Annotated in this window: 24 protein-coding genes; 14 read left to right on the plus strand and 10 right to left on the minus strand. The window is 71.5% G+C overall.

The annotated features are described in order from the left end of the window. Positions 1 to 151: 151 nt before the first annotated feature. Complete coding sequence (locus ABB55_RS19145) at positions 152 to 622, minus strand: Lrp/AsnC ligand binding domain-containing protein (RefSeq protein WP_054362174.1); 471 nt, start codon at positions 620 to 622, stop codon at positions 152 to 154. 112 nt (positions 623 to 734) lie between these two features. On the opposite strand from ABB55_RS19145, the gene putA reads away from it, so the two are divergent. The 4 genes from putA (at position 735) to hrpB (ending at position 7,298) form a co-directional block, all read left to right on the plus strand. Further along, complete coding sequence (putA, locus tag ABB55_RS19150; protein WP_054360232.1) at positions 735 to 3,890, plus strand: bifunctional proline dehydrogenase/L-glutamate gamma-semialdehyde dehydrogenase PutA; 3,156 nt, start codon at positions 735 to 737, stop codon at positions 3,888 to 3,890. Positions 3,891 to 4,017: 127 nt separating this feature from the next. Further along, positions 4,018 to 4,434 carry a putative toxin-antitoxin system toxin component, PIN family gene (locus tag ABB55_RS19155; RefSeq protein WP_054360233.1) on the plus strand — a complete coding sequence of 139 codons (417 nt, stop codon included), beginning with the start codon at positions 4,018 to 4,020 and terminating at the stop codon, positions 4,432 to 4,434. Between the two features lie 2 nt (positions 4,435 to 4,436). Next, complete coding sequence (locus ABB55_RS19160) at positions 4,437 to 4,715, plus strand: YlcI/YnfO family protein (RefSeq protein ID WP_152982108.1); 279 nt, start codon at positions 4,437 to 4,439, stop codon at positions 4,713 to 4,715. Between the two features lie 96 nt (positions 4,716 to 4,811). Then, positions 4,812 to 7,298 carry an ATP-dependent helicase HrpB gene (gene hrpB / locus ABB55_RS19165; RefSeq protein ID WP_054360235.1) on the plus strand — a complete coding sequence of 829 codons (2,487 nt, stop codon included), beginning with the start codon at positions 4,812 to 4,814 and terminating at the stop codon, positions 7,296 to 7,298. Positions 7,299 to 7,313: 15 nt separating this feature from the next. On the opposite strand, the gene ABB55_RS19170 is transcribed toward hrpB, so the two are convergent. The 9 genes from ABB55_RS19170 to ABB55_RS19210 all read right to left on the minus strand — a co-directional run bounded on the left by ABB55_RS19170 (position 7,314) and on the right by ABB55_RS19210 (position 14,349). Further along, on the minus strand, positions 7,314 to 8,033 hold the full coding sequence (locus tag ABB55_RS19170; RefSeq protein WP_054360236.1) for an alpha/beta fold hydrolase: 720 nt from the start codon (positions 8,031 to 8,033) through the stop codon (positions 7,314 to 7,316). A 13-nt stretch (positions 8,034 to 8,046) separates the two neighbouring features. Continuing rightward, positions 8,047 to 8,349 (minus strand): type II toxin-antitoxin system RelE/ParE family toxin, encoded by a 303-nt coding sequence (locus ABB55_RS19175; RefSeq protein ID WP_054360237.1) that lies wholly within the window; start codon positions 8,347 to 8,349, stop codon positions 8,047 to 8,049. Further along, positions 8,346 to 8,624, minus strand: coding sequence for a type II toxin-antitoxin system ParD family antitoxin (locus ABB55_RS19180; protein WP_054360238.1), 279 nt, complete (start codon positions 8,622 to 8,624; stop codon positions 8,346 to 8,348). The genes ABB55_RS19175 and ABB55_RS19180 overlap by 4 nt, the downstream gene beginning before the upstream one ends. A 208-nt stretch (positions 8,625 to 8,832) precedes the next feature. Further along, positions 8,833 to 9,366: a GNAT family N-acetyltransferase gene (locus tag ABB55_RS19185; protein ID WP_054360239.1), complete on the minus strand. Its 534-nt coding sequence runs from the start codon at positions 9,364 to 9,366 to the stop codon at positions 8,833 to 8,835. A 10-nt stretch (positions 9,367 to 9,376) separates the two neighbouring features. Continuing rightward, on the minus strand, positions 9,377 to 10,141 hold the full coding sequence (locus ABB55_RS19190) for an ABC transporter permease (RefSeq protein WP_054360240.1): 765 nt from the start codon (positions 10,139 to 10,141) through the stop codon (positions 9,377 to 9,379). A gap of 110 nt (positions 10,142 to 10,251) precedes the next feature. Further along, on the minus strand, positions 10,252 to 11,040 hold the full coding sequence (locus ABB55_RS19195; RefSeq protein WP_152982109.1) for an ABC transporter ATP-binding protein: 789 nt from the start codon (positions 11,038 to 11,040) through the stop codon (positions 10,252 to 10,254). A 197-nt stretch (positions 11,041 to 11,237) separates the two neighbouring features. Then, positions 11,238 to 12,266: a glucokinase gene (locus tag ABB55_RS19200; RefSeq protein ID WP_054360241.1), complete on the minus strand. Its 1,029-nt coding sequence runs from the start codon at positions 12,264 to 12,266 to the stop codon at positions 11,238 to 11,240. A 244-nt stretch (positions 12,267 to 12,510) separates the two neighbouring features. Beyond that, positions 12,511 to 13,347 carry a DUF1194 domain-containing protein gene (locus ABB55_RS19205; protein ID WP_054360242.1) on the minus strand — a complete coding sequence of 279 codons (837 nt, stop codon included), beginning with the start codon at positions 13,345 to 13,347 and terminating at the stop codon, positions 12,511 to 12,513. A gap of 168 nt (positions 13,348 to 13,515) precedes the next feature. After that, a complete protein-coding gene (locus tag ABB55_RS19210) occupies positions 13,516 to 14,349 on the minus strand; it encodes a DUF1194 domain-containing protein (protein ID WP_083463759.1) in 834 nt (277 codons plus the stop codon). A gap of 422 nt (positions 14,350 to 14,771) precedes the next feature. On the opposite strand from ABB55_RS19210, the gene ABB55_RS19215 reads away from it, so the two are divergent. The 10 genes from ABB55_RS19215 (at position 14,772) to ABB55_RS19260 (ending at position 25,041) form a co-directional block, all read left to right on the plus strand. Next, entirely contained in the window at positions 14,772 to 15,767 is a 996-nt protein-coding gene (locus ABB55_RS19215) for a BMP family lipoprotein (RefSeq protein ID WP_054360243.1), read from the plus strand. A gap of 225 nt (positions 15,768 to 15,992) precedes the next feature. Continuing rightward, positions 15,993 to 16,745, plus strand: a complete 753-nt coding sequence (locus ABB55_RS19220) for an MBL fold metallo-hydrolase (RefSeq protein WP_054360244.1) — start codon at positions 15,993 to 15,995, stop codon at positions 16,743 to 16,745. A gap of 71 nt (positions 16,746 to 16,816) precedes the next feature. After that, a complete protein-coding gene (locus tag ABB55_RS19225; protein ID WP_054360245.1) occupies positions 16,817 to 18,361 on the plus strand; it encodes an ABC transporter ATP-binding protein in 1,545 nt (514 codons plus the stop codon). After that, complete coding sequence (locus ABB55_RS19230) at positions 18,358 to 19,467, plus strand: ABC transporter permease (protein WP_054360246.1); 1,110 nt, start codon at positions 18,358 to 18,360, stop codon at positions 19,465 to 19,467. The genes ABB55_RS19225 and ABB55_RS19230 overlap by 4 nt, the downstream gene beginning before the upstream one ends. Positions 19,468 to 19,478: 11 nt before the next feature. Further along, positions 19,479 to 20,450, plus strand: a complete 972-nt coding sequence (locus ABB55_RS19235) for an ABC transporter permease (RefSeq protein WP_054360247.1) — start codon at positions 19,479 to 19,481, stop codon at positions 20,448 to 20,450. A gap of 2 nt (positions 20,451 to 20,452) precedes the next feature. Continuing rightward, on the plus strand, positions 20,453 to 20,872 hold the full coding sequence (locus ABB55_RS19240; protein ID WP_054360248.1) for a cytidine deaminase: 420 nt from the start codon (positions 20,453 to 20,455) through the stop codon (positions 20,870 to 20,872). A gap of 25 nt (positions 20,873 to 20,897) precedes the next feature. Next, on the plus strand, positions 20,898 to 21,719 hold the full coding sequence (locus ABB55_RS19245) for a purine-nucleoside phosphorylase (protein ID WP_054360249.1): 822 nt from the start codon (positions 20,898 to 20,900) through the stop codon (positions 21,717 to 21,719). Position 21,720: 1 nt separating this feature from the next. Next, complete coding sequence (gene deoC / locus ABB55_RS19250; RefSeq protein WP_054360250.1) at positions 21,721 to 22,503, plus strand: deoxyribose-phosphate aldolase; 783 nt, start codon at positions 21,721 to 21,723, stop codon at positions 22,501 to 22,503. Positions 22,504 to 22,513: 10 nt separating this feature from the next. Continuing rightward, positions 22,514 to 23,827: a thymidine phosphorylase gene (deoA, locus tag ABB55_RS19255; RefSeq protein ID WP_054360251.1), complete on the plus strand. Its 1,314-nt coding sequence runs from the start codon at positions 22,514 to 22,516 to the stop codon at positions 23,825 to 23,827. Next, positions 23,827 to 25,041 carry a phosphopentomutase gene (locus ABB55_RS19260; protein WP_054360252.1) on the plus strand — a complete coding sequence of 405 codons (1,215 nt, stop codon included), beginning with the start codon at positions 23,827 to 23,829 and terminating at the stop codon, positions 25,039 to 25,041. The genes deoA and ABB55_RS19260 overlap by 1 nt, the downstream gene beginning before the upstream one ends. The last annotated feature ends 49 nt before the right edge of the window (positions 25,042 to 25,090 follow it).

The raw sequence follows: 25,090 nt of genomic DNA on the forward strand, positions 1-25,090 counted from the left end.
TCGTCGCCGCGGTCAAGCCGCGCGGGGCTGCACGGTTCCGTGTCCGAACGGCGGTCAGTTGCGTGATCCGCGGCGTCCGGTGCCGCGGTCCGCGGTATGCCGTGCCGCCATGGCCGCGTGTCGCCGCCAAGCCTTCTGTTCCGTTGTTCCGTCAGATCGGCAGCATGTCGGTCGCCTTGACCTCCTCCATGACCGCATAGGTGCGGGTCTCGCGCACGCCCGGTAGGGCGAGGATGACGTCGGCCAGAAAATGCCGGTAGGCGGCCATGTCGCGCACCCGGGACTTGATCAGGTAGTCGAACCCGCCGGCGACCATGTGGCACTCCATCACCTCGGGCGCGCGGGCGACGGCCGCCGCGAAGGCATCGAACACGTCCGGGCTGGTCCGGTCGAGCATGACCTCGACGAAGACCAGGAGGCCGCGGCCGAGCTTCTGCGGATCGAGCCGGGCGCCGTAGCCGCGCACGAAGCCGTCGCGGGTCAGCCGCTTCAGTCGCTCCGAGACGGCCGTCGCCGACAGTCCGACCCGCTCGGCGAGATCGGTCGTCGTGATGCGCCCGTCCATCTGCAGGATGGAGAGGATGCGGCGGTCGATTCGGTCTATGGGGATTTCACTATTCATACCGCCGATCATAGCGAAATTGCCGGACCGATGTCTCCATCTTTGGTGAAAGCCGCGGCCATTCCTGGCGTATGATGGGACATCCTCATTGCCCGACCGTCCGGAGCCGACCATGGCCGCAGCCGCCGACCTTTCCGCCGCCCGTCCCGCACCGTTCCGCGCCGCCTTCGCGCCCGACGACCGCGGTCTGGTCGCGCGCCTGATCGAGGAGACCCGGCTGGTCGAATCCGCCGAGGCGCGCATCGATGCGGAGGCGACCCGGCTGATCGAGGCGATCCGGACCGACCGCAATGCCTTCGGGGTCGAGGAGTTCCTGCGCGAATACTCGCTGTCCACCAAGGAGGGCCTCGCCCTGATGGTGCTCGCCGAGGCGCTCCTGCGCGTGCCGGATCCGGAGACGACCGACCGGCTGATCGAGGACAAGCTGCGCCAGGCCAATTTCGAGGGCCACGAGCGCAAGTCCGACGGCTGGCTGGTCTCCGCCTCGACCTGGGCGATGGGCCTGACCGCCCGCATCCTGCAGCCGGGCGACACGCCGGAGGGCATTCTCGGCGGCCTGGTCAAGCGGCTCGGCCAGCCGGCGGTGCGCACCGCCGCCCGCCAGGCGATGCGGGTGATGGGCCACCAGTTCGTGCTCGGCGAGACGATCGACGACGCGCTCGGCCGGGCCCGCACGCTCGAAGCCAAGGGCTACCGCCATTCCTACGACATGCTCGGCGAGGGCGCCCGCACCGCCGCCGATGCCGACCGCTACCTCGCCTCCTATGCCGGCGCGATCGAGAAGATCGGCAAGGCCGCGGGGTCGTCCGCGCTGCCGGCGCGTCCGGGCATCTCGGTCAAGCTGTCGGCGCTGCATCCGCGCTACGAGGCGGTCAACCAGGAGCGCGTGATGCGCGAACTGGTGCCGCGTATGATCGATCTCGCCCGGTCCGCCAAGGCCTACGACCTCAATCTGACGGTCGATGCCGAGGAGGCCGACCGGCTGGAACTGTCGCTCGACGTGATCGCCGCCGTGTTGGCCGACCCGACGCTGGCCGGCTGGCACGGCTTCGGCCTCGCCATCCAGGCCTACCAGAAGCGCGCGCCGGAGGTGGTCGAGTGGATCGGCGGCCTCGCCGAGGCCTATGGCCGGCGACTGATGGTGCGCCTGGTCAAGGGCGCCTATTGGGATACCGAGGTGAAGCGCGCGCAGGAGCGCGGGCTCGCCGGCTATCCGGTCTTCACCCGCAAGGCGGCGACCGATCTCTCCTATCTGGCCTGCGCCCGCCGCCTGCTCGCCCGGCGCGACCGCATCTATCCGCAATTCGCGACCCACAACGCGCTGACCGTCGCCCAGATCATGGAACTCGGCGGCCACGACGCGCGCGCCGGCGGCCGGGCCGCGGCGGCCTCGCTCGGCTTCGAGTTCCAGCGCCTGCACGGCATGGGCGAGAGCCTCTACCGCGCCGTGACCGAGCAGGAGGGCGTGCCCTGCCGGATCTATGCCCCGGTCGGCGGCCATCGCGACCTGCTCGCCTATCTGGTCCGCCGCCTCCTGGAGAACGGCGCCAACTCGTCCTTCGTCGCCAAGGTCGGCGACGATGCGGTGCCGATCCGCACGCTCCTGACCCGCCCGTCCGAATGGCTCGAGGGCGGCGCCCGCGCGGTGCATCCGCGCATCCCGCTGCCGCGCGATCTCTACGGCACCACCCGGCGCAACTCCCGCGGCGTCGAATTCGGCGTCGCGGCCGACCGCGACCTGATGCTGAAGGAGGTCTGGTCGTTCCGTGCCGACGAGATCGCCGCCGCCCCGATCGTCGACGGCCGCCATGTCGCCGGCGACGCGCGTCCGGTCGTCTCGCCGGTCGACGGCAAGACCCGCGTCGGCAGCGTGGTCGAGGCCGATGCGGCGACCGCGATCCGCGCCATGGAGGCGGCCCGGCGCGGCTTCCCGGCCTGGTCGGCGACCCCGGTCGAAACCCGCGCGGCCGCGCTCGAGCGGGCGGCCGATCTGATCGAGGGCAACCGCGACCGCTATCTGGCGCTGCTCGCCCGCGAGGCCGGCAAGACGCTCGCCGACGGGCTCGCCGAGGTGCGCGAGGCGGCCGATTTCTGCCGCTTCTACGCCGCGGAGGCGCGCCGGGTGTTCCGCGACGGCGGCACCGTGCTGGCCGGCCCGACCGGCGAGGAGAACCGCTTCCGCCATCGCGGCCGCGGCGTGATCGTGACCATCTCGCCCTGGAACTTCCCGCTCGCCATCTTCCTCGGCCAGACCGCGGCCGCGCTGGTCGCCGGCAATGCGGTCGTCGCCAAGCCGGCCGAGCAGACGCCGCTCGTCGCCCACGAGACCGTGCGCCTGCTCCATGCCGCCGGCATTCCCGAGGAGGCGCTGCATCTGGTGCCGGGCGACGGCCGCGTCGGGGCGGCGCTGGTCGCCCATCCGGCGGTCGCCGGCATCGCCTTCACGGGCTCGACCGAGGTGGCGCGCATCATCAACCGCACGCTCGCCGACAAGCCCGGCCCGATCGTGCCGCTGATCGCCGAGACCGGCGGCATCAACGCCATGATCGTCGACGCCACCGCGCTGCCCGAGCAGGTCACCGACGACGTGGTGATGAGCGCCTTCCGCTCGGCCGGCCAGCGCTGCTCGGCCCTGCGCCTGCTCTACCTGCAGGAGGATGTCGCGCCGCGCATGCTGGAGATGATCGAGGGCGCGGCGCGCGAGATGCGGCTCGGCGATCCGTCCGATCCGGCGGTCGACATCGGTCCGGTGATCGATTCCGAGGCCAAGGACCGGCTCGACGCCCATGTGGCGCGCGAGAAGGCCGCCGGCCGGGTCGCGTTCGAGGGCACCCTGCCGGCCGGCGCCTATGCGGCCGGCACCTGGGTGGCACCGACCATCGTCCGCCTCGCCCGTGCCGAGGACCTGACCCAGGAGGTGTTCGGCCCGGTGCTGCATGTCGTCACCTGGAAGGCCGGCGATCTCGATCGCGTGCTCGACGGCATCGGCGCGACCGGCTACGGCCTGACGCTCGGCGTCCATTCGCGCATCGACGCCACCATCGCCCGCGTCTGCGAGCGCCTGCCGACCGGCAACATCTACGTCAACCGCAACATGATCGGCGCGGTCGTCGGCGTGCAGCCCTTCGGCGGCTCCGGCCTCTCCGGCACCGGCCCCAAGGCCGGCGGCCCCGACTATCTCCTGCGCTTCGCCCTCGAACAGGCCATCTCCACCAACACCGCCGCCGCCGGCGGCAATGCCAGCCTCATCGCCATGGGCGAGGAGTGATGGGGGACGACGCGGCACCTGGGAGAGCTTCCAGGCGTCCTGATGGTTTTCGGACATGAGAAGAAGTCGGCCATCATTGGCTCTCTGAACCCTTGTGTCCGGCCTTGTTCTTGATATCGTCAGCGATATGAGGGTGGTTCTGGATACCAGCGTCCTCGTCTCGGCAGTCCGCTCGCCAAAGGGCGTGTCAGCGCATCTTGTGCGGCTGGCTTTGCTGCGACGTTTGGAAATGGCGGTCAGCGTCGCGCTGTTCCTGGAATATGAAGCCGTGCTGTCCCGCCCGGAGCATCTGGCTGCCGCGGGAGCGAGTCTCGCGGAGGTCTCCAATCTCATGAACGCCCTGGCCGGGGTGGCGGTCCAGGTCGAAGTGAGTTTCCTGTGGCGTCCGCAGTTGCGCGACCCGGACGACGATATGGTGCTGGAAGCGGCCGTGAATGGGCAGGCGGAGGCAATCGTGACCTTCAACCCTCGCGATTTTCATGGAACGCGAAGCGGGTTCGGGATCGATGTCCTGCTGCCGGCCGAATGTGTACGGAGGATCTGATCTTGGCCCGGACGAGCAACTATGCCCTGCGTCTGCCGGATTCGCTGAAGAAGGCGGCCGAGGATACCGCCCGCAAGGACGGCACGACCCTCAATCAGTTCATCGTCTCGGCCGTTGCCGAGAAGGTATCGGCACTCCGAACGGCCGATTTCTTCGCGGAACGCGCCGGTGCAGGCGATCTCGACGCAGCCCTGCGGTTTCTGTCTCGATCCGGTGGGGAAGCGCCGGCGGAGGCTGACAGTTGGCCGGTCGACGAGGCGTCCGATCGACGGCCGGACTGATCGTCGCCGCGGGTCGCGTCCGGGGTGCCGGAGGCGACCGGATCGTGGCGGGCGACACGTTGCCGGGGTTGCGCGACATGGTCTAGAACCCCGGCCATGCTGCCGATCGACGCCGTTCTCCCGGACCTGCTCGCCCGCCTCGATGCGGCGGTGCGGGTCGTGCTGGTCGCCCCGCCCGGAGCCGGCAAGACGACCGGGGTGCCGCTGGCGCTGCTCGGGGCCGGCTGGCGCGGCGACGGGCGCATCCTCGTTCTGGAGCCGCGCCGGCTGGCGGCCCGGGCGGCGGCGGCCCGCATGGCCTCGGTGCTCGGCGAGGAGGTCGGCGGCACGGTCGGCTTCCGGGTGCGCATGGAGGCGAAGGTCTCGGCGCGGACCCGGATCGAGGTCGTCACCGAGGGCGTGTTCACGCGGCTGATCCTCGACGATCCGGAACTGACCGGCGTCGCCGCCGTGCTGTTCGACGAGTTCCACGAGCGCAGCCTCGACGGCGATCTCGGCCTCGCCCTGGCGCTCGACGCGCAGGGCGCGCTGCGGCCGGACCTGCGGCTCCTGGTCATGTCGGCGACCCTCGACGGCGCCCGTGTCGCGGCGGTGCTCGGCGATGCGGTGCTCGGGGACGCGGCCGTCGTGACCAGCGAGGGGCGCGCCTTCCCCGTCGAGACACGCCATCTCGGCCGCGATCCCGGCGAGCGGATCGAGGCTGCCATGGCGGCGGCGGTGCGGCGGGCGCTCGCCGAGGAGACCGGGTCGGTGCTCGCCTTCCTGCCCGGCCAGGCCGAAATCCGGCGCACAGCCGAACAGCTCGACGGCAGGCTCGGTGCCGATGTCGACCTCGCGCCGCTCTACGGCGCCCTGACCCCGCGCGAACAGGACGCGGCGATCCGCCCGGCCGCCCCCGGTCGCCGCAAGGTGGTGCTGGCGACCTCGATCGCCGAGACCTCGCTGACCATCGAGGGCGTGCGCATCGTGGTCGACAGCGGGCTCGCCCGCGTGCCGCGCTACGAGCCGGCGACCGGCATGACCCGGCTGGAGACCGTGCGCGTGTCGCGCGCCAGCGCCGACCAGCGCCGCGGCCGCGCCGGCCGCACCGGGCCGGGCTTCTGCTACCGGCTCTGGGACGAGCCGCAGACGGCTGCGCTGCCCGCCTATGACCGGCCGGAGATCCTGGAGGCCGATCTTGCGAGCTTCGTGCTCGATCTCGCCGCCTGGGGCGTCGCCGACCCGGCCGGGTTGGCCTTTCTCGATCCGCCGCCGAAGCCGGCCTGGGACGAGGCGGTCGCGCTCCTGAAGGATCTCGACGCGCTCGACGGCGACGGCCGGCTGACCGCCGACGGCCGCGCGCTGCAGCGCCTGCCGCTGCACCCGCGGCTCGCCCACATGGTCCTGCGGGCCGCCGATCTGGGCGCCGCGCGGCTCGCCGCCGAGATCGCCGCCGTCCTCAGCGAACACGGGCTCGGCGGCACGGCGGTCGATCTCGAAGACCGCATCCGCCGCCTGCGCCAGGACCGTTCGCCGCGCGCCGAGGATGCCCGCCGGCTGGCGCAGCGCTGGGCCCGGCTTGCCGGAACTGGTCGCACCGGAGCCGCGCCGGCCTCGTCGGCCTCCAACGATCCCGCCGATGCCGGGCGCCTGCTCGCACTCGCCTATCCGGACCGCGTCGCGCAGGCGCGCGGCGCCCCCGGCGGCTTCCGCCTGATGAACGGGCGCGGCGCGATGCTGGAGCCGCACGAGGCGCTTGCCCGCCGGCCCTGGCTGGCGGTCGCCGAGGTGCAGGGGACGGCGGCGCGCGCCCGCATCCTGCTTGCCGCGCCGCTGTCGATCGAGGCGATCGAGGCGGATTTCGCCGGCCATATCCGCGAGGAGGTCGATGTCCGCTTCGACGAGGCCGCCGGCGCGGTTCGCGCGCGCCGGGTGCGCCGCCTCGGCGCCCTGGTGCTCGGCGAGACGCCGGTCGCCGACCCGCCGGCCGACCGGGTCGCGGCGGCCCTGATGCAGGGCGTGCGCCGGCGCGGGCTCGCCGTGCTGCCGTGGTCGAAGTCGGCGCACCAGCTGCGCATGCGCGTCGGCTTCGCCCGCCGGGCCGATCCGGAGGCCTGGCCCGATCTTTCGGACCCGGCGCTGTCTGACAGCCTGGAGACCTGGCTCGCCCCGCATGTCGCCGGCCGCCGGTCGATCGCCGACATCCGCGCCGAGGATCTCGGCGCCGCGCTCGACGATCTCCTCGGCTGGTCGCTGAAACGCGACCTGGAGCGGCTGGCGCCGACCCATTTCGCCGCGCCCTCCGGCACCCACGCGACGATCGACTACGAGGCCGAGAACGGGCCGGTCCTGTCGATCCGCGTGCAGGAACTCTACGGCCTCGACCGGCACCCGGCCATCGCCGACGGCCGCGTGCCGCTGCTGGTCGAGCTCCTGTCGCCGGCGCACCGGCCGATCCAGGTCACGCGCGACCTGCCCGGCTTCTGGCGCGGCTCCTGGAAGGAGGTCCGGACCGAGATGAAGGGCCGCTATCCGCGCCATGTCTGGCCGGACGACCCGGCCACGGCCGAGGCCACCACCCGGGCCAAGCCGCGCGGAACGTGATACCGGGCACGCCGCTCAACGAGCTCCGAGCGACCGGAGGAAGGGCGCCACCGCGTCCGCCGCCTCTCGCGGCCGTCGCTGCAGGAGCATGTGCGGCGCGTCGATCTCGCAATGGGCGGCATCGGGGCGGAGGGCGGTCATCGTGTGGGGGGCGCCCGGGCCGAGCAGGTGGTCGCGCCGCGCCGAGACGATGAGGATCGGCACCGCCACCGCGGCGAGGTCGGCGCGGGCGTCGACCGTCAGCGCCGCGCGGACGCGGCAGGCGATCACCGCGGGCGCGATCCGCCGGACGACACGGGCGACCTTGGCGGCGAGTTCGTCGCCGTCGTCGCCGGCGAGGAACCAGCGGACCGCTGCGGCGAAGGGCGGCAGGCGGAACAGGAGCGGGCGGGCGAGCGGGGCGAGAACCGCCGGCAGCCAAGGCACCGGGCGATGGACGAAGGTGGCGACGAGGACCAGCGCGACCAAGCCGGGCGGCCGGCGCGCGGCGATACGGATTGCCAGCGGCCCGGAGAAGGATTCGGCGATGATGGCGAAGGGTTCGTCCCGCGGCAGCCGCGCCTCGACCCACGGTGTCAGGTCGTCATAGCCAAGCGGGCGGTCGGCCGGATAGGCGACGACCTCCGGCGCGAGATCGGGCGGCAGCACGCCGAGAAGGGGCTCGAAAAGCAGGCCGCTACCGTCGAGGCCGGGGAGGAGCAGGCAGCGCAGCGGTGGCTTGGTTTGCGGGTCCATCGCGCGCAGCGGCTCATTCGCGCTCTTCGGTGAGCGACAGGTCGCCAAGATCGCGCCGGCCATGGACGACGCGGACGATTTCGACGCCGTCGCCGGCGACGCGGTAAAGGATGAGATAGGCGCCGACGGGCCGGTGTCGCAGACCGGCACCAAGCTCTGGGCGTGCGCGCCCGGCGAAGGGCTGTTCGAGCAACTGTCGGGCCTGCGCTTCGATCCTCTGCAGAACGCGGGCGGCCGCAGCGGGACTGTTCTCGGCCAGATAGTCGACTATGGCGTCCAGGTCGTCCGCGGCCCGCGGCGAGACGCGGAGCCTCACTGGCCGGACGTCCTGAGGGCAACGCGCTCGCGCAGCCGCGAGAAAACGGCGTCGGCATCGAGCGAAGGCCCGCTCGCCAGCCCTTCTTCCACCATCCGGCGCAGGCGCGGGATGTCCGCCTCGCGCATATCCGCGTCGTCGGCTTCGTTCGCCGCCCAGGCGGCGACCGCGGCCCTGACCGCCTCGGCCTCGCTGGCGAAGCGACCGTCCGCGACGGCGGCTTCGATGGCCCGGGCTTCGTCGTCGGCGAGGTCGACGGTGACGCGCTTGTTCATGGCGATGCTCCTCGAAACAAGCCTAGCACAGGGCCGGCGCCGCCGCGACAGGTTGCAACCACGGCGATATCCAGACGACAGTGACGCGGCGCAGACGCCGACGGCGGCCTCGTTTTCGCCGGGGCCGCTGATGCCGCGAATTGCCCCGCCGGTCACCCGCCGCCATGGCCGCACGGGCACCGCCGTTAGATCCCCCGGGCGCCGCGCCTTACGGTCGGCGCTCGAACAGGGTCACCGGCTTGCCGAGATAGGTGGTCTCGGCGAAGGCCGTGAAGCCGCTCTTTTCGGCGACGCGGACCGAGCGGACATGGCCGACCTCGATCATCGCGGTCAGCCGCCGGCCCGGGAAATGCTCGCCGGCCCAGCCGACCAGCGCGGTGACGATCTCGGTGGCGAGGCCCTTGCCGGCGACGGCCGAGCTCAGCCCCCAGCCGCATTCCAGGCTGCCCTCGATCGAGGGCGTCAGGTCGCGCTTCATGTCGTGGAAGCCGGCCTCGCCCAGGAAGGCGCCGGTCTCCCGGTCGGTGACCGCGAAGAAGCCGAAGCCGAGCAGCGGCCAGAGGCCGGTCCGGTTGAGGAAGCGCGACCAGGCGGCCTCGCGCGTGAACGGCTTGCCGCCGATGAAGCGGGTCACCTCAGGGTCGGCCCACAGCGCCGCATAGGCGTCGAAATCGTCCGGCGCATGCGGGCGCAGGATGGTGCGGGCGGTCTCGATCCGCCGGATGTCGGGATTGAGTGTCATCGGATGCCGTTCACACGCTGCCGGGGCCGTTGATGCCGCGGGTCGCCCAGCCGATCACCCGCCGCTCGATCGTCTCGGCGATCACATAGAGCATGATGCCCATCACCGCCGTGGCGATCAGCCCGGCGAAGACCAGCGGCACCTCGAAGCGGCCCTGTGCCGCCATCATGAGCGCGCCGATGCCCACATTCGCGGCGACCGTCTCCGACATGATCGAGCCGACGAAGGCGACCGTGATGGCGACCTTCAGGCTGGCGAAGAAATAGGGCATCGAGCGCGGCAGGCCGACCTTCATGATGATCTGCCGATTGGAGGCGCCGAGCGCGCGCAGCACGTCCTTCAGTTCCGGCTCGACGGTGGCGATGCCGGTCGCCACGTTCACCAGGATCGGGAAGAAGGAGATGATGAAGGCGGTGATGATCGCCGGCACGGTGCCGATGCCGAACCACAGCACCAGGATCGGCACGATGGCGACCTTCGGGATGGCGTTGAAGCCGATCAGCAGCGGATAGAAGCCGTTGTAGATCAGCGTCGAGGAGCCGATCACCACGCCGCCGGCGAGCCCGAACGCGACCGCGATCAGGAAGCCGACCACGGTGGTGAACAGGGTCTGGCCGGAATTCTCCAGGATCTGCGGCCACCAAGTGATCATCGACTGCACGATGACGTGCGGCGCCGGCAGGATGAAGGTCTTGATCGGGAAGATCAGGCAGATCAGCTCCCAGACCAGGATGAAGCCGGTGATGACCATCCAGGGCATCGCCCGCTCGATCACCTTCGGTCGCTTCCAGAACGGCCGCGGGGCGACCCGGTCGAGATCGATCTCGTCGGATGCGGCGGGCGGCGACGCGGGTTGGGCCGTCGGTGGCGCTCATGATCGTCTCCTCAGGCCGCATCCTGCCGCGCCGACTGGATCAGGCTGCGCAGCATGTGGGTGATCTCGATGAAATCGGGCAGGTAGGTGGTCTCCAGCGTGCGCGGGCGCGGGAAGGGCACGTTGTATTCGGCGACGAAGCGGCCCGGGCGCGCGCTCATGACCAGGATGCGGTCGGCCAGGAACACCGCCTCGCGCAGGTCGTGGGTGACCAGGATCACGGTCGGCTTCCGGGCCATCCAGAGATCCTGCAGGACGCCCCACAATTCCTCGCGGGTGAACATGTCGAGCGCCCCGAACGGCTCGTCGAGCATCAGGAGCTTGGGATCGTGGATCAGGGCGCGGCACAGCGAGGCGCGCTGCTGCATGCCGCCGGACAGCTGCCAGGGATAGCGCTTCTCGAAGCCGGTCAGCCCGACCAGACCCATCAGCTCGCGTGCCTTGGCGACATAGTCGGACTTGTGGGCGTGGAGCCGGGAGGCGTGCGGCTCGACGATCTCGAGCGGCAGCATGATGTTGTCGAGCGTGTTGCGCCAGGGCAGCTGGACCGAGTTCTGGAACGCCATGCCGACGATGCCGACCGGTCCCTTGACCGCCTTGCCGGCCACCGTGACCTCGCCCCGGGTCGGCGGCCAGAGGCCCGTCACCGCCTTCATCAGGGTCGACTTGCCGCAGCCGGACGGGCCGACCACGGCGACGAACTCTCCGTCGCGCACCGACATCGAGGCGTTCTTGAGCGCGAGCGTGCCCTCCGCGCCGCCGTAGCGCAGCCAGATGTCCTTGAGTTCCACGAAGGCCATCGTCGATCGTCCCCATCCGCCCGGACCGGCATGGTGAGCCGGCTGCTGCCGTCACGCAATGCCTGACTTCCCGGTCACGTCAAGCAAGAGGCGGACCAGCCGCAGCCCCGAAACCCATCGCGGCGCATAAAGCTGGGGACTGTGGCCCTTCCGGTTGCGGTACCGGCGCGCTCGCGGTCGCCGCGCCGCCCGCCGGCTCACCCTCCGCGCCGCCAGTGCCGGCCTTCGAGGTCGAGGCCGTAGCGCTCCGGATGGGCCGCATAGGCGGCGAGGCCGACCAGGGCGGCACGCGGATGGCGGACCAGATAGGTCGGGATGCCGGCGACCAGCGCGGCATGCGGCGCCTTGGCCTCGAAGGCGGCGCGGAAGGTGCCGTCGGTCAGGAAGCGTTCGATCTTCTGAGGGATGCCGCCGGCGATGTAGACGCCGCCGCGGGCGAGGCTCGAAAGCGCGAAATCCCCGGCGATGCGGCCGAGCGAGCGGGCGAACAGGCGCAGCGTTTCGACACCGATCGCCTCGCCGGCCTCGGCGCCGGCGGTGACCTCTTCCGGATGCCGGTACGGGCAGGGCAGGCCGCGGGCGGCGGCGACCGCGCGGGCGAGCCGCAGCATGCCGGAGCCGGACAGGATGGTCTCCCCGGTGACGCGCCCGCCGATCCGCTCGATCGCGGCCCAGACCGGCGTCTCGTCCGGCGCCTCCGGCCCCAGGCTGACATGGCCGCCTTCGCCCGGCACCGGAATCCAGAGCCCGAGCGCGTGGACCAGCGTGGCGACGCCGAGCCCCGTGCCGGGTCCGACCACCACCTTGGTCGCCGAAGCACGCTCCGTTCCGCCGCCGATTTGGATCAGGTCGGCCCCGTCGAGCTTCAGCGAGGGCAGGGCGAGCGCCTGGGCCTCGAAATCGTTGATCAGGAGCACGTCGTCGAGACCGAGGCGCTCGATCATCGCGCGCGGGCGGATCACCCAGGGACAGTTGGTCAGCGCGACCTCGTCGCCGGTGACCGGCGCGGCCAGCGCCATCACGGCGCTGCGCGGCGCCGGATCGACATGGCCGAGGCTCTCGATGGCGGCGATCGGGTCGGCGAAATCGGCCGTGTGGACCGTCCGAAAGCCGGCGATGTCGGCGCCGCGATCGGCGATCAGCGCGAAGCGGGCATTGGTGCCGCCGATATCGGCGACGAGGACCGGGAAGGGGAAACTGTCGCGGGAGAGGTCGGGAGAGGGCACGGCCGGCCGATTCCTTCGGAGTTGCGGGAGCGATCCGGCCTGGCCCGGCCGCGATGCCGACCGGTCCCCCCGAACCGTCGCTATGATGCACCGAAGCCGCGCCGTCCGCATCCTCGGGTCATCGACGATCGGCGGCCTGCGGATGTCGGTCGATGGAGGGCGGTTTCCGCAGGACGGTCGCCGGAGGCGGCGACGGCGGGCGGTCGACGACCGTGGGTCCGGGCCGGCCGGCGCCGGCGCGCCGTCAGTTGCGCATCCAGTCCTGGCGTTCCATCCACAGCTTCTCGCCGACCATGCAGAGCGGGTTCAGCTTTTCGGCTGCGAGAATGACGCGCGGCGCGCCGGGGGGCGGGCTCGGCCCAGGTGCCGGAAAATCGCCGGCGATCTCCATCAGGAGCTTCATGCGGGTGGCCGCCGAGAAGGCCTCGCGCGTCTTGATCGGCACCATGAAGGAGCCCTCGCCGCCGACCACGCACTCGCTGTAGTAGGTGTCGAGATCGGTGATGTCCATGGTGCCGAAATTCGGCCGCTTGATCAGGATCGGCAGGCCGTTGATGACGATGCCGCGGTCCAGCACCTCGCGCCGGACCTCCTCGACCGGCAGGCCCTGGTTGTTCGGCCCGTCGCCGGAGACATCGATCACCTGGCGCAGGCCGTCATAGCCGTTGCGGTCGAAGAGCGGCGCCGAGAAGCCGAGCGCGCCGGAGATCGACGTGCGGTAGGCGCGCCGGATCGGCTGGGCCATCAGCTTGGCGACGAAGGCCTCGGCGGTCGCCTTGCCGTCGATCAGCGTCCAGTCGACGGTCAGCCGCTGTTCGCCGGCGCCGGCCCACTCGACATAGGCGACCGCGATGCGCTGGTTCGGGCCGCGCCGGATCGCCTCCAGGACCTCCGGGGAGGTGATCGCCTCGACATAGCCGGCACGCTGCAGGCGCTGCTCGTCCTCGTCCATCGAATAGGAAATGTCGACCGCCAGAACCAGTTCGACATCGACCCGGGTCTCGGCGCGGGCCGGCGCGACGGCAAGCCCGGCCAGGGCCGGGAGGAGGGCGGCAAGCAAGGCGAAGACGCGGACTGGCAAGGCGGACCTCCCCGAAACCGGCGCAATTCCAGGCGGATCGTCGCGAAGCGGCGGACCCTTCCGGGACCCGTCCTTCGGCGGCGCCATCGAAACTGTGTCACGGAACGGTCGCATCGCGAAGGGCGTGGCGGCCCGTGCAGCCGCCTGCGCCGTCACGCATGCGTGATCCTACTCATAGAACCGGCAGGCGGGCGCGCCCGTCGCCGCCGCCGGCACGACCCGCAGGGCCGGCTGCAGCCCGGCGATCTCGATGATCAGCTTCATCTTCAGCGCCTTGCCGAAATTCTCCATGCCGCGGACCGGGATCATGAACGAGCCCTCGCCGCCGATCACGCAGTCCTCGTAGTAGCGATCGAGCTGCGGGGCCGGCGACCAGTCGAGGGTGGTGTCCTTCATCACGATCGGCAGGCCGTTGATGGTCACGCCCTGCGCGACCAGCGCGTCGCGGGCGTCCGAGACCACCAGACCCTGGTTGTTCGGGCCGTCGCCGGAGACGTCGACCACCTTGCGGGTGGCGCGGAAGCCGGCGCGGGCGAACAGCTGGCCGGAAAAATCGAGGGCGGCGCTGATCGAGGTGCGCTGCAGGTTGTTGAGCGGGGCGGCGCGGATGCGTGCCGCGAAGTCGCGCGCGGCGTCCTCGCCGTCGATGATCGTCCAGGGGGCGATCAGGACCTGCTGGTCCATGCTGCCCCATTCGAAATAGGCGACCGCGATGCGGTGATGGCGGCCGAACCGGATCGCCTGGATGACCTCCGGGGCGGTCAGGGCGTCGACATAGCCGTCGCGCTGCAGGTGCTGTTCGTCCTCGTCCATGCTTTGCGAGGCGTCGACGGCCAGCACCAGGGCGACATCGACTTCGACCGGCGCGATGCCGGCATAGCCGCGCTGGGCGGCGGCCGGACCGGCGGCGAGGGCCGCAAGCAGGACGGCGAGGACGGTCCGGGGCCCGATGGTGGCGGCGTATCCGGAGCGGAGCCGAGACGCGAGGTGCGACCACGACATGAGGCGGGTCGACGAAGAGACGAGAGCATGCACGGCAAGCCTCCATTGGCTGCGAGGGCTCCCGGCTATTCCTCCCGGACGATGCAAGGCACGGGTCTGGCGTCAGGACCGGACCGGTACTCGGCACCGCCTTTCGATCCGATCCTTGGCGGAAGACCTCGGCGGGCCGGCCTGGATCGGGTCACGTCGTTTCACCTGCACAATCTTTCCTCATGCCTCGATTCTGTTCAAGCAACTCCTGATCCCTGAGACGGCTCACCGAGTCTGGGTGGCAATCGTGCAACATTTCTTAACGGCGGGCGCGGTTCGGCCGGCCGGCCGGCGACGCCGCTACGGCATGCTGGGGGCTCGCCAAGCGTCGGCGCTTCATGCCAACATTGCCCATCCGGGCGGTAACGGGCCGCTGCATGAGGGAGTGAGACATGTCGAAATTCGTCACCGCGCTGTTCCTGGCCATGGCGGCGCTGTCGGCTCCGGCGGCGGCGCAGCAGTTCCAGCCCGCGATCCTCTACGACCTCGGCGGCCGCAACGACAAATCCTTCAACGAGGCCGCCTTCATGGGCGCCGAGAAGTTCAAGAAGGACGCCGGCGCCGAGTATCGCGACTTCGAAATCCAGAACGACGCCCAGCGCGAACAGGCCCTGCGCAATTTCGCGCGCCGCGGCCAGAACCCGATCATCGCCATCGGCTTCAGCCAGGCGCAGGCGGTCGAGAAGGTCGCCAAGGAGTTCCCGGACATCAAGTTCGCGATTGTCGACATGGTGGTCGACCTGCCCAATGTCCGCTCGATCCTGTTCCGCGAGCAGGAGGGTTCCTATCTGGTCGGCGTGCTCGCCGCGATGGCCTCCAAGTCCGGCAAGATCGGCTTCGTCGGCGGCATGGACATCCCGCTGATCAGCCGCTTCGCCTGCGGCTACGTGCAGGGCGCCAAGGCGACCAACGGCAAGATCGAGGTCTACCAGAACATGACCGGCACCACCGGGGCGGCCTGGAGCGACCCGGTCAAGGGCGGCGAACTGGCCCGTTCGCAGATCGATCGCGGCGCCGACGTGGTCTATCACGCGGCCGGCGGCACCGGCATCGGCGTGCTGCAGGCGGCGGCGGATGCCGGCAAGCTCGGCATCGGCGTCGATTCCAACCAGAACGGCCTGCATCCCGGCAAGGTGCTGACCTCGATGCTGAAGCGCGTCGACGTGGCGGTCTATGACAGCCTCAAGGATGCCAAGTCCGGCACCTTCTCGGCCGGCGTCAAGGTGCTCGGCCTCGCCGAAGGCGGCGTCGGCTACGCCATGGACGACAACAACGCGCCGCTGGTCACCGCCGCCATGAAGGCCGCCGCCGACAAGGCCGCCGCCGACATCGTCGCCGGCACCATCAAGGTGCACGACTACATGGCCGACAAGAAGTGCCCGTTCTGATCGGGTAGCGAGGACAGGAGCGGGCGGTTCGGCCGATCAGAAGGCCGTGGGCAATAGGCAGTCGGCAGCGGAGAGGCGTCCGGTTCGGGCGCCGTCTTCTCGCATCCGGTGCCTAAGCACCTGCCCGCCGCCCCGCGCCCGGCTCCCCCACGGCCCACGGCCCACAGCCCGCTGCCCGCTGCCCGCTGCGTAAAGTCTCTCCGCCTCCCCCATCCAGGACGTCCCATGCACATCCGCTTCATCGGCTCCGGCGACGCCTTCGGTTCCGGCGGCCGGTTCCATACCTGCATCCATGTCGCCACCGCGGCGACCGACATGCTGGTCGATCTCGGCGCCAGCGCGTTCCACGGGCTGAAGGCGTCCGGCCTCGACCTGAACCGGATCGGCGCGATCCTGCTGACCCATTTTCACGGCGACCATTTCGGCGGGCTGCCCTATTTCATCCTCGACGCGCACTACGTCTCAAACCGCAAGGCGCCCCTGCTGATCGCCGGCCCGCCCGGCGTGGAGGCGGCCGTGCTCCGGCTGCTGGAGGCCTGCTATCCGGGCTTCATGGCTGCGCCGCGCGTCTACGAGATCCGGTTCGTCGAGATCGCCGCGGCCGAGCCGACAGCGATCGCCGGGGCGACCGTCACGGCCCGCCCGGTCAAGCACGACCCTAACCTCGCCTGCTGCTACGGCTACCGGATCGCCGCGGACGGCGTCACCTTCGTCTATTCCGGCGACACGACCTGGACCGACACCCTGATCCCGCTGGCGCAGGGCGCCGACCTGTTCGCGGTCGAATGCTACACGCGGGCGCGGCCGATGGCGGTCCACATGGACTATGCGACGCTCGCCGCGAAGCTCCCCGAGATCGGCGCCCGGCGCGTCGTGCTCACCCATATGAGCCGCGACATGCTCGATCACCCGGAGGATATCCGCCACGAGATGGCCCATGACGGCTTGACGATCGAGATCGGAACGGCGCTACCCTGACCGAAGGGCCGGACGGTCCGGATGCCGGACCGGTTGCCGGCCGCGTTTCCTGCCGAGAGGCCGCCTGCCGCATGCCGATCGCCCCGATCCCCGATGCCCAGGTTCCGGCCCTGCCGCCGGCGATCGAACTCGTCGGCATCGACAAGCGCTTCGGCGGCGTTCACGCGAACCGCGACATCCATCTGACCGTCGACAAGGGCTCGATCCACGGCATCGTCGGCGAGAACGGCGCCGGCAAGTCGACGCTGATGTCGATCCTCTACGGCTTCTACCAGGCCGATCACGGCCGCATCCTGGTCGACGGGCGCGAGGTGCGCATCCGCTCGAGCGCCGACGCGATCGGGCTCGGCATCGGCATGGTCCACCAGCAATTCATGCTGGTCGAGACCTTCACGGTGCTGGAGAACGTCATCCTGGGCGCGGAGGGTGCGCCCCGGCTCGCCGCCGCCGAGTCGCGGGCGCGCGGCCTGATCGAGCGGCTCGCCCGCGACTACGGTCTGACGGTCGATCCGGACCGGATCGTCGGCGAGCTTTCGGTCGGCGAGCAGCAGCGCGTCGAGATCCTGAAGGCCCTGTTCCGCGGCGCCGAGACGCTGATCCTCGACGAGCCGACCGCCGTCCTGACCCCCGCCGAGGCCGATCACCTGTTCCGCATCCTCCGGCGCCTCCAGGCGGAGGGAAAGACCGTGGTGATCATCACCCACAAGCTGCGCGAGATCATGGCGGTCACCGACACCGTCTCGGTCATGCGCCGCGGCGAGGTGGTGGCGACCTGGCCGACCGCCGCCACCACGGTGGAGCGGATCGCCGAGGCCATGGTCGGCCGGCGCGTGCTGCTGCATGTGCCCAAGGCGTCGTCCGTGCCCGGCCGCACGCTGCTCGCCGTCGAGGGGCTCGACGTGCGCGACGGCCGCGGCGCGCGGCTGGTCGAGGGGGTGACGTTCGACGTCCGCGCCGGCGAGATCGTCGGCATCGCGGGCGTCGCGGGCAACGGCCAGTCGGAGCTTCTGGAGACGATCGCCGGCATCCGGCGCCCGTCGGCGGGCAGCATCCGGCTCGGTGCGGAGGCGATCGGCGGGCTCGATCCGGCCGCGATCCGCGCCCTCGGTCTCGCCCATGTGCCGGAGGACCGCCATCGGATGGGCCTCGTCCTGGCGCTCGAGGCCTGGGAGAATGTCATGCTCGGCTACCAGGACGACCCGGCCTATCAGGCCGGCGTCCTGATCGACGGCCGGGCGGTGCGGGCGGCTGCGACCGACCGCTTCCGCGGCTACGACGTGCGCCCGCCGGACATCCGCCTGCGCACCGGCCTCTTCTCCGGCGGCAACCAGCAGAAGATCGTCATCGGCCGCGAGATGGAGCGCGATCCGGACGTGCTGCTGGTCGGCCAGCCGACCCGCGGCGTCGATATCGGGGCGATCGAGTTCATCCACCGCCGGCTGATCGCGCTGCGCGACCGCGGCAAGGCGATCCTGCTGGTCTCCGCCGAACTCGACGAGATCCGCAGCCTCGCCGACCGGGTGCTGTGCATGTGCGGCGGGCGGATCGTCGGCGAATGCCGGCCCGAGACCCCGGAGGCCGATATCGGCCTGATGATGGCGGGGGTGGCGGCATGAGCGGGTCCCGCGGCGAACTGCCCCCGCTGGTCGACTATCTGGTGGTTCCGGCCGTCAATCTGACGCTCGCCTTCCTGGTCTCCGGCCTGGTCGTGCTGGCGATCGGCGAGAACCCGCTCGCCGCGGTCCGGATCATGCTCTCCGGCGCCCTCGGCTATGCCGAAGGCGTCGGCTACACGCTCTACTACACGACCAACTTCATCTTCACCGGCCTCGCCGTGGCGGTCGCCTTCCATGCCGGACTGTTCAACATCGGCGCGGAGGGGCAGGCGACCATGGCCGGGCTCGGCGTCGCCGTCGTGTGCCTGGCCTTCGACGGTGCGCCCTGGTGGCTGGTATTGCCCTTCGCGGTCGCCGCCGCCGCGCTGTTCGGCGCCGGCTGGGCCTTCGTGCCCGGCTGGGCGCAGGCCCGGCGCGGCAGCCACATCGTCATCACGACGATCATGTTCAATTTCATCGCCGCCACCGTGATGGTCTATCTGCTGGTCAACGTGCTCGGCAAACCCGGCGCCATGAACCCGGAGACGCGCACCTTCGCGGAGGCGACCCGGCTGCCGCCGATCCGCGACATGCTGCTGCCGCTCGGCTTCGATGTCGGCACCTCGCCGCTGAACCCGTCCTTCTTCCTCGCCTGCCTCGCCGCGCTCCTGGTCTGGCTGCTGATCTGGCATTCCCGGCTCGGCTACGAGATGCGCGTCTTCGGCTTCAATCCGACGGCGGCGGTCTATGCCGGCATCGACCCGGCCCGGGTGGTGATGATCGCCATGATGATTTCCGGCGCGCTCGCCGGCCTGCTCGCGGTCAACGAGGTGATGGGCGTGCAGAACCGGCTGCTGCTCGAATTCGTCGGCGGGGCGGGCTTCGTCGGCATCGCGGTGGCGCTGATGGGGCGGGCCCATCCGCTCGGCATCGTGCTCGCCGCCTTCCTGTTCGGCGTGCTCTACCAGGGCGGGGCGGAACTCTCCTTCGAGCGGCCGAAGATCAGCCGCGACATGGTGGTGGTCATCCAGGGGCTGGTGATCCTGTTCGCCGGCGCGCTCGAACATCTCGCCCGACCGCCGCTCGTCCGGCTGTTCCGCCGCACGCGGCTCGCCGCCGAAGCCTGAGGGGACCCGCGATGGAGTTCGTCGAGAGCGCGGCCCTGGTCCTCGGTTCCGCCGTCCGGCTGAGCGTGCCGCTGCTGCTCGCCTGTCTGGCCGGGCTGTGGTCGGAGCGCTCGGGCGTCGTCGACATCGGTCTCGAAGGCAAGATGCTCGCCGCCGCCTTCGCGGCCGGGGCCGCCGCGGCTGTGACCGGCTCGGCCTGGCTCGGCCTCCTCGCCGCCATCCTGACCGCGATCGCCTTCTCGCTGGTCCATGGCTTCGCCTCGATCAGCCAGCGCGGCAACCAGATCGTCTCCGGCGTGGCGATCAATTTCGTCGCCGCCGGGCTGACCGCGCTGCTCGGACAGGCCTGGTTCGCCCAGGGCGGACGCACGCCGCCGGTGCAGGGCGACGCCCGCTTCCAGCCGATCGATCTGCCCGGCGAGGTCGCCGCGCGCGCGGCCGGCGGCTTCGGGCGGCTCTGGTCGGAGGTCGTCTCCGGCCACAACATCCTGGTCTATCTCGCCTTCCTGGCGGTGCCGGTGACCTGGTACGCGCTCGGCCGGACCCGCTTCGGCCTGCGTCTCAGAGCCGTCGGCGAGAACCCGCACGCGGTCGATACCGCCGGCATCTCGGTCGCCGGCCTGCGCTATGCCGCGGTGGTGATCGCCGGCCTGCTGTGCGGCCTGGCCGGAACCTATCTGGCGATCGCCCAGTCGGCCGGCTTCATCCGCGACATGACCGCCGGCAAGGGCTTCATCGCGCTCGCCGCGCTGGTCTTCGCCAAATGGCGCCCGGTGCCGGCGATGCTGACCTGCCTGCTGTTCGGTCTGCTCGATGCCGTCGCCATCCGCCTGCAGGGCACGCCGCTGCCGGTGGTCGGCCCGGTGCCCGTGCAGGTGTTCCAGGCGCTGCCCTATGTGCTAACGGTGGTGCTGCTGGCCGGCTTCATCGGCCGCGCCATCCCGCCGCGGGCCTCCGGCGTCCCCTACACGAAGGACCGCTGATCATGCCGCAATCGGCCGTCGCGCTCGAGGCCCTGTTCGCCGCCGCCGCCGCCGCGCGTGCCCGTGCCTATGCGCCCTATTCGCGCTTCCTGGTCGGCGCCGCCATCCGCGACGGCGACGGCCGCATCCATGCCGGCTGCAATGTCGAGAACGCCGCCTATCCGCTCGGCACCTGCGCGGAGGCCGGCGCCATCGCCGCCATGGTGCTGGCCGGCGCGACCGAGATCGCCGAGATCGCCGTGGTCGGCGGCCCCGAGCACGGCGCGGAACTGCTCTGCCCGCCCTGCGGCGGCTGCCGGCAGAAGATCCGGGAATTCGGCGGGCTGACCGCCCGGGTCCATCTGCGCGAGGCCGATGGCCGGATCCGGACCTTGACCCTCGACGAACTGTTGCCGATCTCCTTCGGACCCGAGCATCTGTGACGCTCCACCCCGCACCGGTTCAGCCATGACCCCGCACGAACTCGCCGCCGTCATCCGAGACTGGGCGCCCGCCGCGCCCGCACCGAAGGTCGCGATCGTGCTCGGATCCGGCCTGTCGGGCCTCGCCGACGCGGTCGCGGATGCCGCCCGCATCGCCTATGCCGACCTGCCGGGCTTTCCGCGCACCGGCGTCTCCGGCCATAGCGGCGCACTGGTGCTCGGCCGGCTCGCCGGCGTGCCGGTCGCCGTCATGGCCGGTCGGGCGCACTATTACGAATCCGGCCGGGCGGACGTGATGGAACCGGCGATCGCGACCCTGAAGGCGCTCGGCGCCGACACGCTGATCCTGACCAATGCGGCCGGCTCGCTCGACGAGGCCATGCCGCCCGGCACGCCGATGCTGATCGCCGACCATATCGCGCTCGGTCCCAACCCGCTGATCGGCCGGGAGGGCGACGCGCGCTTCGTCAACATGGTCGACGCCTGGGATCCCGAACTGCGCGCGCTCGCCCATGCCCGGGCGAAGGCGCTCGACATTCCGCTCGGCGAGGGCGTCTATCTGTGGTTCACCGGCCCGTCCTTCGAGACCCCGGCCGAGATCCGCATGGCGCGCCGGCTCGGCGCCGACGCGGTCGGCATGTCGACGGTTCCGGAGGCGATCCTTGCCCGCTATCATGGTCTCAGGCTGCTCGGCCTCTCGATGATCACCAATCTCGGGGCCGGGATGACCGGCCGCCCGCTCTCCCACGAGGAGACCAAGGCCGAGGCGGCGCGTGGCGCGGACCGGTTCCGCACGCTCCTTCTCGCCATCCTGGCCGATCTGGCCGGCCCGACCGGAGGCGCCTGACATGCCCGAAACCGTCCGCCTCGCCGCCATCGCGGCCCGCGCCCTGCCGCTCGTGGACCTGACCGACCTCGGCGAGGCCTCAACGCCGGCCGCCGTCGACGCGCTCGTCGACCGGGCCTCGACGCCGTTCGGGCCGGTCGCGGCGGTCTGCCTCTGGCCGCGCTTCGTCGCCCGCGCCCGGGCGCGGCTCGATGCGGCGAGCCCGATCAAAATCGCCACGGTGGTCAATTTCCCGGACGGCGGCACCGACCGGGCCGCAGTCGTCGCCGAGACCGAGGCGGCGCTGCGCGACGGCGCCGACGAGATCGATCTGGTGCTGCCCTATCGCGCGCTGATGGCCGGCGATGTGGCGGCCGCCGAGGCGATGATCGCGGCCGTGCGCGCGCTGTTTCCGCCGCCGCCGGTCCGGCTCAAGGTGATCCTGGAGACCGGCCGGCTCGTCGACCCGGCGCTGATCCGCCAGGCCGCCGACCTTGCCATCGCGGCCGGGGCCGACTTCATCAAGACCTCGACCGGCAAGGTCGACGTCAACGCGACGCCGGAGGCCGCCGAGATCATGCTGCAGGCGATCTGGGACGCCGGCCGGCCCTGCGGCTTCAAGGCGGCGGGCGGCATCCGCACAACGGAAGATGCCGGTCACTATCTGGACATCGCCGACCGCATCCTCGGCCCCGACTGGGTCGCGCCGGCCACCTTCCGCTTCGGGGCGAGCGGCCTGCTCGACGATCTCCTCGCCCGGCTCGGCGGCACTGCCGCCGCGGCCGGCCAGCCTGCCTCCTATTGAGGTCGCCGCCATGCTGCCGCAGGAAGTGATCCGAAAGAAGCGCGAGGGCGCCACGCTGAGCGAGGCCGAGATCGCCTTCATGGTCGCCGGCCTGACCGACGGCTCGATCACGGAGGGCCAGATCGCGGCCTTCGCGATGGCGGTGTTCTTCCGCGGCATGACCCTTCCCGAGCGCGTCGCGCTGACCCGCGCCATGACCGGATCGGGCACCGTGCTGGCCTGGGACCTGCCCGGGCCGGTGCTCGACAAGCATTCCTCCGGCGGCGTCGGCGACAATGTCTCGCTGATGCTGGCCCCGATGGTCGCCGCCTGCGGCGGCTTCGTGCCGATGATTTCGGGGCGCGGCCTCGGCCATACCGGCGGCACGCTCGACAAGCTCGACGCCATCCCGGGCTATGTCAGCCAGCCCGACAGCGCCACCTTCACCCGAACTGTGCGCACGGTCGGCACCGCGATCATCGGCCAGACCCCCGACCTCGCCCCGGCGGACCGGCGCTTCTACGCCATCCGCGACGTGACCGCGACGGTCGAATCGATCGACCTGATCACCGCCTCGATCCTGTCGAAGAAGCTCGCCGCCGGCCTCGAGGGCCTGGTGCTCGACGTGAAATGGGGCAACGGCGCCTTCATGGCGAGCTTCGCGGCGGCTGGGGGGCTCGCCGAGAGCCTCGTCGCGGTCGCCAACGGTGCCGGCCTCGCCACCACGGCGCTGCTGACCGACATGAACCAGCCGCTCGCCCCGGCCGCCGGCAATGCGGTCGAGGTCCGCCACGCGATCGACTTCCTGACCCGGCGCCGGCGCGACGCGCGCGTCGAGGCGGTCACGGTCGAACTCGGCATCGAGATGCTGATGACCGGCGGCCTTGCGACCGACCGGGATGCCGCGCAGGCGCGTCTCGTCCGCACGCTCGACGACGGCAGCGCGGCGGAGCGCTTCGCCCGCATGGTCGCCGCGCTCGGCGGACCGAGCGATCTGGTCGAGCGCCCCGGCGACCATCTCGCCCGGGCCGCGGTCGAGATCGCCGTCGAGGCGCCGGAGGCCGGCATCGTCGCGGCGATCGACACCCGCGCGGTCGGCGTCGCCGTGATCGAACTCGGCGGCGGCCGGATGCGCGCCGCCGATGCCATCGACCCGACGGTCGGCTTCACCGAACTGGCCGGCCTCGGCGCGTCCGTCGGGCCCGGCCAGCCGCTGGCGCGCGTCCATGCCCGTGACGCCGCCGCCGCCGCACGCGCGGCCGCCGCCGTGCGGGCCGCCTACCGCGTCGGCACGGAGGCGCCGGCCGCCGATCCGGTCGTCGCCGCGCGCATCGGGGCGCCGTGATGGCCCGCGCCTTCCTGTTCATCCTGGATTCCTTCGGCATCGGCGGGGCACCCGACGCCGCGGCCTATGGCGATGCCGGCGCCGACACGCTCGGCCATATCGCCGAGGCCGCCGCCCGCGGCGCGGCCGACCGGCCGGACCTGCGCGCCGGGCCGCTGCGCCTGCCGCGGCTCGACCGGCTCGGCCTCGGCGCGGCGGCGGAGGCCTCGACCGGGCGCCGGCCGCCTGGGCTCGACGGGAGCGCCGATCTCGGCCGCTGGGCGGTCGGCGTCGAAAGCTCGAAGGGCAAGGACACGCCGTCGGGCCATTGGGAGTTGGCCGGCGTGCCGGTCACCTTCGACTGGGGCTATTTCCCGACGACCGTGCCGGCCTTCCCGCCGGAGCTGGTCGCCGACCTGATCCGCCGCGGCGGCCTGCCGGGCATCCTCGGCGACTGCCACGCCTCGGGCACCGCAATCCTCGACCGGCTCGGCGAAGAGCATCTGCGCACAGGCCGGCCGATCGTCTACACCTCGGCCGATTCCGTCCTGCAGATCGCCGCGCACGAGACCCATTTCGGGCTCGACCGGCTCTACGACCTGTGCCGGATCGCCCGCGGCCTGTGCGATCCGCTCGGCATCGGCCGGGTCATCGCACGGCCCTTCGTCGGCGAGACGGCCGGACATTTCACGCGCACCGGCAACCGGCGCGACTATGCCGTGCCGCCGCCGGAACCCACCCTGCTCGACCGCGCCGCGGCCGCCGGCCGGCAGGTGATCGCGGTCGGCAAGATCTCGGACATCTTCGCCGGCTCGGGCGTCACCCGCGCCGTCAAGGCCTCCGGCCACGACGCCCTGTTCGAAGCCGCGCTCGGCACGCTGGAGACCGCGCGCGACGGCGACTTTGTGTTGGTCAATTTCGTCGATTTCGACACGCTCTACGGCCACCGCCGCGATGTCGCCGGCTATGCGGCGGCGCTGGAGGCCTTCGACGCGAAGCTGCCGGCCTTCCTCGACCGGATGGCCGCCGGCGATCTCCTGGTGCTGACCGCCGACCACGGCTGCGACCCGACCTGGCCCGGCACCGACCACACCCGCGAGCAGGTCCCGGTGCTGGCCTATGGTCCCGGCCTCACGCCCGAGGGCTACGGCCGCCGCGGCTTCGCCGATGTCGGCGAGACGCTTGCCGCCCATCTGGGACTGGCGCCCGGCCGGCACGGCGCGGCGATGTGGTGATCGCCCCGGCGCGGGCCTCGCCGCCGCGCGCGGGTCGGTCTCCTAAGAA

This window comes from Prosthecodimorpha hirschii (assembly GCF_001305515.1).
Lineage (GTDB): Bacteria > Pseudomonadota > Alphaproteobacteria > Rhizobiales > Ancalomicrobiaceae > Prosthecodimorpha > Prosthecodimorpha hirschii.